This is a genomic window from Streptomyces niphimycinicus, from assembly GCF_018883605.1.
Lineage (GTDB): Bacteria > Actinomycetota > Actinomycetes > Streptomycetales > Streptomycetaceae > Streptomyces > Streptomyces niphimycinicus.
Map to the genome: position 1 here is coordinate 1 of NZ_JAHLEM010000875.1, position 6,922 is coordinate 6,922.

The following is a 6,922-nucleotide window of genomic DNA, read 5'->3' on the forward strand; positions in this document are numbered from 1 at the left end:
CGATCTCGGCGCGCAGCCCCGGTTCGGCGCCCGCCAGGGGCCACCAGCGGGCCAGCCACGCGGCGTCCTCGCCGTCCACCGGGTCGCCCAGCCGCTCGGTGCCGTCCCCGGCCGCGAGGTCCACCTCGACCCGGCGCGGCACGCCGTCCGCGTCGGCCTCGGCGATGTCCACGGGCACGTTGTCGAGCCACTCGTTGGCGAACAGCAGCCCCGTGCAGCCCTCCGGCGGGGCGTCGAGCCAGGCGATCCGCTGATCCAGGCCCGCCGGGCGCTCCGCCCGCTCCACCGCGTAGGGTCGCAGCCGCCGGTCCAGGCCGTGGGGCAGGCCGGGGGCCGGCGCGAGCACCTGGGTGAGCAGCTCGCCGCGGCCGGCGCCCAGGTCCACCAGGGCCAGTTCGGCGGGGTGCCCCAGCGCCTCGTCCACCCGGCGCAGCAGCTCCGCGACCGCCCGGGCGAACAGCGGTGAGGCATGCACCGACGTGCGGAAGTGCCCGGCGGGGCCCTCGGGGCGGCGGAAGAATCCGCCCGTTCCGTACAGCGCCTGTTCGGCCGCCGTACGCCATCCGCTCCACTCATGCTTCTCGGTCGCCACACCGCCACGCTATGTGGAATCGTCTCCACCTTGGGGAGTAGGGCCGGGCGATACGGATCGCCCCTCGGGCTGACCCGGGAGGGTTCGGCGGTGCCTACGCTGGGTGACGTGCAGCGCCTCTACGAATTTCTCCGCAGGCATCCGACAGGGGTGGACTCCTTCTGGGCCGTCCTCCTCGTCGGCTTCGGTTCCCTGTGGGTCATGGAGGCGGGGATGAGCCGGGGTTCCCGGTTCGCGGCCGTGCCGATCGTCCTGGCGCTGGGGACGACGGTCGCGCTGCGCCGCCGTGTCCCGGAGAAGATGCTGCTGCTGGCCATCGCGTGCGGGGTCGCCCAGATGGCCACCGGCGTCAAGCCCAATCTGACCGACTTCGCCATGCTGGTGATCGTCTACACGGTGGCGGTCGCCTCCTCGCGCCGGGCCTCCCGCTTCGCGCTGGGCGTGGCGATCAGCGCGGCCCCGCTCGCCGCCCTCCGCTGGCCGCATTCCGAGCAGGGCTGGTGGGAGGACGTCGTCTCGGCGGTCTTCGTCTCCATCCCGTTCGTACTGGCCTGGGTGCTCGGCGACTCGATCCGCACCCGCCGCGCCTACTACGCCCAGTTGGAGGAGCGGGCCGCCCGGCTGGAGAGGGAGCGCGAGGCGCAGTCGAAGGTCGCGGTGGCCGCCGAGCGTGCCCGGATCGCGCGGGAGCTGCACGATGTGGTGGCACACAACGTGTCGGTGATGGTGGTGCAGGCGGACGGCGCCGCGTACGTCATGGAGGCCTCGCCAGAACAGGCCCGGCAGGCGCTGGAGACCATCTCCGGCACCGGCCGCCAGGCGCTCGCCGAGATGCGGCGGCTGCTGGGCGTGCTGCGCACCGGGGAACCGGGCGAGGAGAACGACTACGTCCCCCAGCCGGACGTCGAGCAGATCGACGAGCTGGTGGAGCAGGTGCGTGGCGCCGGGCTCCCGGTGGACTTCAAGGTGGTGGGCAGCCCGCGCCAGCTTCCCAGCGGGGTCGAGCTGACCGCGTACCGCATCGTGCAGGAGGCGCTCACCAACACCCGTAAGCACGGCGGCCCGGATGTGGGCGCGAGCGTCCGCCTCACCTACTTCGACGACGGGCTCGGGCTGCTGGTCGAGGACGACGGACGGGGCGCGCAGCGGGAGATGTACCAGGACGGCGGCGCCGACGGCAGCGGCCATGGGCTGATCGGGATGCGCGAGCGCGTCGGCATGGTGGGCGGCACGCTCGACGCGGGGCCGCGTCCTGGCGGCGGCTTCCGGATCAGCGCACTGCTGCCGCTGAAGCCGGCCCGTTGAGCGATGGGCGCATCATGACCCGTATGCGCATGCGCACTCGTAACGTCGCGCCATGGCCGCTGTAAGGCGGCTGTCAGCCAGAGGAGCTGTCAGCCAGAGGAAGGGACCGTCCGGAATGTCGATTCGCGTCATGCTCGTCGATGACCAAGTGCTGCTGCGTACCGGCTTCCGGATGGTGCTCGCGGCCCAGCCCGATATGGAGGTCGTCGCCGAGGCGGGCGATGGAGTGGAGGCGCTTCAGGCGGTGCGCTCCACGGAGGTGGACGTCGTCCTCATGGACGTCCGCATGCCCAAGCTGGACGGCGTGGAGGCCACCCGGCTGATATGCGAGCGGGAGGGGGCGCCGAAGGTCATCATCCTGACCACGTTCGATCTGGACGAGTACGCCTTCTCCGCGCTCAAGGCCGGGGCGGGCGGCTTCATGCTCAAGGATGTGCCGCCCGCGGAGCTGCTCGCGGCGATCCGCGCGGTGCACAGCGGTGACGCGGTGGTCGCGCCCACCACCACGCGCCGGCTGCTGGACCGGTTCGCGCCGATGCTGCCGGGCGGTGGGGGAAGCGGCGGCCGGGGCCGTCCGGGGCTGGAGCGGCTCACCGACCGGGAGCGCGAGGTGGTGCTGCTGGTCGCGCAGGGGCTGTCGAACGGCGAGATCGCGGCGCGGCTGGTGCTGTCGGAGGCGACCGTGAAGACCCATGTGGGGCGCATCCTCACCAAGTTGGAGCTGCGGGACCGGGTGCAGGTGGTGGTGATGGCCTACGAGACGGGGCTGGTGCGGGCCGGTGGCTCGGCGGGCCCGGCCCGCTGAGGCGGGACGGAGTTTCCACGGCGGCGCTCTTGCGGCGGCCCTTCTCGCGGCGGCGTCCTTACGGCGGCCTTTCTTGCGGCGGCGTCCTTACGGCGGACCTTCTCGCGGCGGCGTCCTTACGGCGGCCGCCGCGTCCTTACGGTGGCCGCGGCGTCCTTACGGTCGAGACGGCCGTCCTACCGTTCGTGCTCGCCGCTGTCCCGCCGGTCGCGCAGGACCAGGTCGAGCAGTCCGGGGAAGCGCTGGTCGAACTCCGGGCGGCGCAGCCGGTTGACCCGCTTGGGGCCCATGTCGCGCTGCTCGATCAGCCCGGCCGCGCGCAGCACCGAGAAGTGGTGGCTGAGCGCCGCCTTGCCCACGGGCACGTCGAAGGTGCCGCAGGTGTGCTCCCAGTCGGCCGTGGTGGCCAGTTCGCGGACGAGCTGAAGCCGTACGGGGTCGGCGAGCGCCGCGAGGGCGGTCTGCACCGGGACGTCGTCGGGGTGGGTGTGCTCGGGCGCGGCCCGGTGGCTTCGGTTGCTCATCGCTGCTCTGCTCCTCTGCCGCTGATGGCCCGCTCTGTGTTCACTCTGGGGTGAACATTTTAGGCGGGGCCCCTGGGGCCGCACGCTACAGACAGCGCCCTACCGCAGCACGCTCTCCAGGAAGTCGCTGCCCAGGCGGGCCACCGACGCCAGGTCGAGCTGGTGCAGCACATAGCGGCCGCGGCGGCGGGTGGTGAGGAGACCGGCCTTCTTCAGCACGGCGATATGGCGGGAGACCTCCGGGGGCGTGATGCCGTACGACTCGGAGAGCTCACCGGTGGTGTGCGGGCCGCGGGCCAGGCTGCGGCATAGCCGCATCCGCATCGGGTGGGCCAGGGCCTCGAGACGGCGCTGGACGAGCTCCAGGGCGGCGGGCGGGGGCAGTTCGGGGGCGGTGACCGGGTACTGGATCACCGGGCGCCAGCCGGGGGCGTACAGGACGATCAGATGCGGCCAGCCGAAGGCGGTCGGGATGAAGGTGATGCCCTCCCCGTACGCCGTCGTCCGGCCGCCCGCCAGCTTGTCGACCAGGATGCTGTTCCCGTCCTCCGAGAGCGACAGCGCGGCGGAGGCCGCCGTCAGCGCCTCTCCGAGCCCCTTGCGCTGGAGCAGTTCCGCCTTGTGGCGGGCGTCGGCGGCCAACTGGATCCGCGTCCGCCGCCAGGTGTCGGCGAAGAACGCCTCGTCGCAGTCCTCCAGCAGCCGCCGCAACCAGACCCGCAGCCCGTCCGGGTCCTCCAGCATCCGGTGGGTGAAGGCCGCCTGCCGCGGCCCCCGGGCGGCCGCCAGCTCGCGGATCCGGGCCCGTTCGTCCGCGTCGACCAGCGGCGAGGGGGTGCGCCGGTCGTACGCGGGGGAGCAGGCGATCTCGAAGGCGGCCGACACGAACGTCTCGTCGTCGATCCGGTCCAGTGCGTCCAGCTCCTCCGCGAGCGTCGCCCCGGGGGCGGCCGGGAGCAGCAGGTCGGAGCGGGTGGTGCGCCACAGGAAGTCCGCCTCGCAGAGCCGGTCGGCGAGGTCCGGCTTGAGCGCGGAGGAGGTGGCGGTGGCCCAGCCGTGCAGCCCGGGGTGGTGGCCGGGCTCGGACAGCACATGGAGCGCGGCGCCCAGCTCGGCGAGCGGGGACGGGCTGAAGACGATGCGCTCGGGCGGCAGCCCGGCGATGTCGATGACATTGGCCATGAGCCCATGGTGCGGGAGCCCGCGCCCGGCGCCGCCCTCGTTTGACGGCCGCCGTCAATCGGCGTGACGCATGTCCGGGGCCGAGCGCACCGTCGAACCATGTCCCTCACCGAGCAGTACGCACTCGACCTGTACCGGGCCGCCCGGCGCGGCGAGCCCGCCCCGCCCGCACCGGGCCGCCACGACTGGCGCACCGTCCGGGAGCTGCGGCAGTACCGCGACGCCCAGGCCGCGATGGCGGGGCGTGTGGCCCGCCGCCGCGGCCGCGATGACCGCCTTACGGACGCGCCGGGCGCCGTAAGGGCGACGCCGGGCCACGTAGGGGCGATGCCGCGCGCCGTAAGGGCGGTCAGGGAGGCGCTGGCCGCCCTGCGGCGCCGGTCAGCCGTCCCCCTCCATGAGCTCCCGGACCCGGGCGAGGAAGGCACCGGCCGCGGCCGTGACGTCCTCGGCCGTCCAGTCGAGTGCGGGTGAGGCGACCGTCAGCTCCGTCGCGGCCAGACCGGGCGGCCCCGGCTCCCGCCAGCGGCGGAACAGCGTCGTCCCCGTCTCCTCCGCCAGCCGCACCCCCGCCTCGTCCAGCACCGCCGCCGGATACGGCAGCCACACCTGGAACTGGTGGGTGTGCGGCACCTCGGGATGCACCCGGGACCAGCTCACCCCCTCGGCCGTGAACGCCGTCCGCAGCGCCTGTGCCACCACCCGGGCGTGCGCCACATACGACGGAAGCCTCGGCAGCTCGCGGTCCAGGCCGTCCAGCGCGGCCAGCGCCGCCGGCCACTGCTGGAAGAGCTGGCCGCCGTACCGGTGGCGCCATGCCCTGGCCTCCGCCACCAGGGTCTCGGGCCCGGCCAGCGCCGCTCCCGAGATGCCGTCCACCGACTTGTAGAAGGACACATAGACGGAGTCGGCAAGGGCGGCGATCTCCGGCAGCTCGCGGCCGAAGTGGGCCGTGCACTCCCACAGCCGTGCCCCGTCGAAGTGCACCACCGCGTCCCGCTCCCGGGCCGCCTCCACGACCGCGACCAGCTCGTCCCATGTGGGCAGCACGAATCCGGCGTCGCGCAGCGGGAGTTCGAGGGCGAGCGTGCCGAACGGCTCGTCGAGACCGAGGACGTCCTCTGCGGTGGGCGGCCGAGGCTCGCTCGTGGGACGCACCGCGCGCAGCCCGCTCACCGTCAGATACGCGTCCCGCTCATGCACCTCCAGATGCGACAGCGGATGCACCGCCACCACCGGATTGCCGCTGCGCCCCGCCCAGCAGCGCAGCGCCACCTGCTGCGCCATGGTGCCGGTGGGGAAGAACGCCGCGGCCTCCATGCCGAGCAGCGCGGCGACCCGCCGCTCCAGCTCCTCGACGATGCCGTCCCCGTACATGTCCACCCAGCCGTCCCCGCCGTACGGCGGGGGGTCGGCCGTAAGGGCGGCGGTGAGGGCGGCCAGCCGCTCGGCGATCCGCCCCTCCGCGGGGCCGCGGGTGAGCGTCCGCTCGGAGCCGTGCCAGGCCGCGAGGCGGCGCACCCGCGCGGCCCGCTCCGGGTCGCCGGTGGCGTCGTCCGCTGCGTCCGCCGCGTCGGCTCCGGCTGCCTTGTCCGCACCGGCTGCCGTCTCGTCTGCCTCGTCCGTCCTGTCCGTCATGGGGTGATCATGTCGCACGGGTGTCCATCGGACCACAGAGTTGTCCACAGGCCCGGGCTGCGGCCGAACTCCCCCGGAAACACTCGCGTAGCATGGCGGGGAATCGTCCGGTACCCCCTGAGGACTGGAACGGAAGGCCCCTGTCGCGTGAACGCACAACCACTTCCCGAGCCGCAGGACCGGCCGGCCCGGCTCACCGTCGGGGTCGTCGGCGCGGGCCGCGTCGGCCCGGCCCTCGCCGCCTCACTGCGGCTGGCCGGACACCGCCCGGTCGCCGCCTCCGGTGTCTCCGACGCCTCCGTGCGCCGGGCCGCCGCCCTGCTCCCCGAGGTCCCGATCGTCCCGCCCTCCGAGGTGCTGGCGCGGGCCGAGCTGGTGCTGCTCACCGTCCCCGACGACGCGCTGCCCGAGCTGATCGCGGGCCTCACCGAAACCGGTGCGGTGCGCCCCGGCCAGTTGCTGGTGCACACCTCCGGCCGCTATGGCGTCAGCGTGCTGGAGCCCGCGCTGCGGGCCGGTGCGCTGCCGCTCGCACTGCACCCCGTCATGACCTTCACCGGCACCTCGGTGGACGTTCAGCGGCTGGCCGGCTGCTCCTTCGGCGTCACCGCCCCCGAGGAGCTGCGGCTGGCCGCCGAGGCGCTGGTCATCGAGATGGGCGGGGAGCCCGAGTGGATCGCGGAGGAATCCCGTCCGCTCTACCACGCCGCCCTCGCCATCGGCGCCAACCACCTCACCACGCTGGTCGCCCAGTCCCTTGAGCTGCTGCGCGCGTCCGGGGTCGAGGCCCCCGACCGGATGCTCGGCCCCCTCCTGGGCGCCGCGCTGGACAACGCGCTGCGCAGCGGCGACGCCGCGCTGACCGGCCCGGTCGCG

The 6,922-nt window shown here is 73.9% G+C and carries 8 protein-coding genes; 4 read left to right on the top strand and 4 right to left on the bottom strand.

The genetic code is table 11. The annotated features are described in order from the left end of the window. A partial coding sequence (locus tag KN815_RS44550) for an SAM-dependent methyltransferase (RefSeq protein WP_372458633.1) occupies positions 1–592 on the bottom strand: 592 nt, incomplete at its 3' end. A gap of 108 nt (positions 593–700) precedes the next feature. Here KN815_RS44550 and KN815_RS44555 point away from each other — a divergent pair. Both KN815_RS44555 and KN815_RS44560 read left to right on the top strand, forming a co-directional pair. Next, complete coding sequence (locus KN815_RS44555; protein WP_216347487.1) at positions 701–1,897, top strand: sensor histidine kinase; 1,197 nt, start codon at positions 701–703, stop codon at positions 1,895–1,897. Between the two features lie 115 nt (positions 1,898–2,012). Then, complete coding sequence (locus KN815_RS44560; RefSeq protein WP_216347488.1) at positions 2,013–2,702, top strand: response regulator transcription factor; 690 nt, start codon at positions 2,013–2,015, stop codon at positions 2,700–2,702. Positions 2,703–2,878: 176 nt separating this feature from the next. Here the strand turns inward: KN815_RS44560 and KN815_RS44565 are convergent, their stop codons facing one another. Together KN815_RS44565 and KN815_RS44570 are read right to left on the bottom strand one after the other, a co-directional pair. Then, positions 2,879–3,226 carry an ArsR/SmtB family transcription factor gene (locus KN815_RS44565; RefSeq protein WP_216347490.1) on the bottom strand — a complete coding sequence of 116 codons (348 nt, stop codon included), beginning with the start codon at positions 3,224–3,226 and terminating at the stop codon, positions 2,879–2,881. A gap of 99 nt (positions 3,227–3,325) precedes the next feature. Next, positions 3,326–4,408, bottom strand: a complete 1,083-nt coding sequence (locus KN815_RS44570) for a DUF5937 family protein (RefSeq protein ID WP_216347491.1) — start codon at positions 4,406–4,408, stop codon at positions 3,326–3,328. 99 nt (positions 4,409–4,507) lie between these two features. On the opposite strand from KN815_RS44570, the gene KN815_RS44575 reads away from it, so the two are divergent. Continuing rightward, a complete protein-coding gene (locus KN815_RS44575; protein WP_216347495.1) occupies positions 4,508–4,882 on the top strand; it encodes a hypothetical protein in 375 nt (124 codons plus the stop codon). Here KN815_RS44575 and KN815_RS44580 read toward each other — a convergent pair. After that, a complete protein-coding gene (locus tag KN815_RS44580) occupies positions 4,790–6,046 on the bottom strand; it encodes a threonine aldolase family protein (protein ID WP_253209634.1) in 1,257 nt (418 codons plus the stop codon). The two genes, KN815_RS44575 and KN815_RS44580, sit on opposite strands and share 93 nt — an antisense overlap. 147 nt (positions 6,047–6,193) lie before the next feature. Between KN815_RS44580 and KN815_RS44585 the strand changes: the two genes are divergently transcribed. Further along, positions 6,194–6,922: Rossmann-like and DUF2520 domain-containing protein (locus KN815_RS44585; RefSeq protein ID WP_216347493.1), on the top strand; the 729-nt coding region annotated here is incomplete at its 3' end.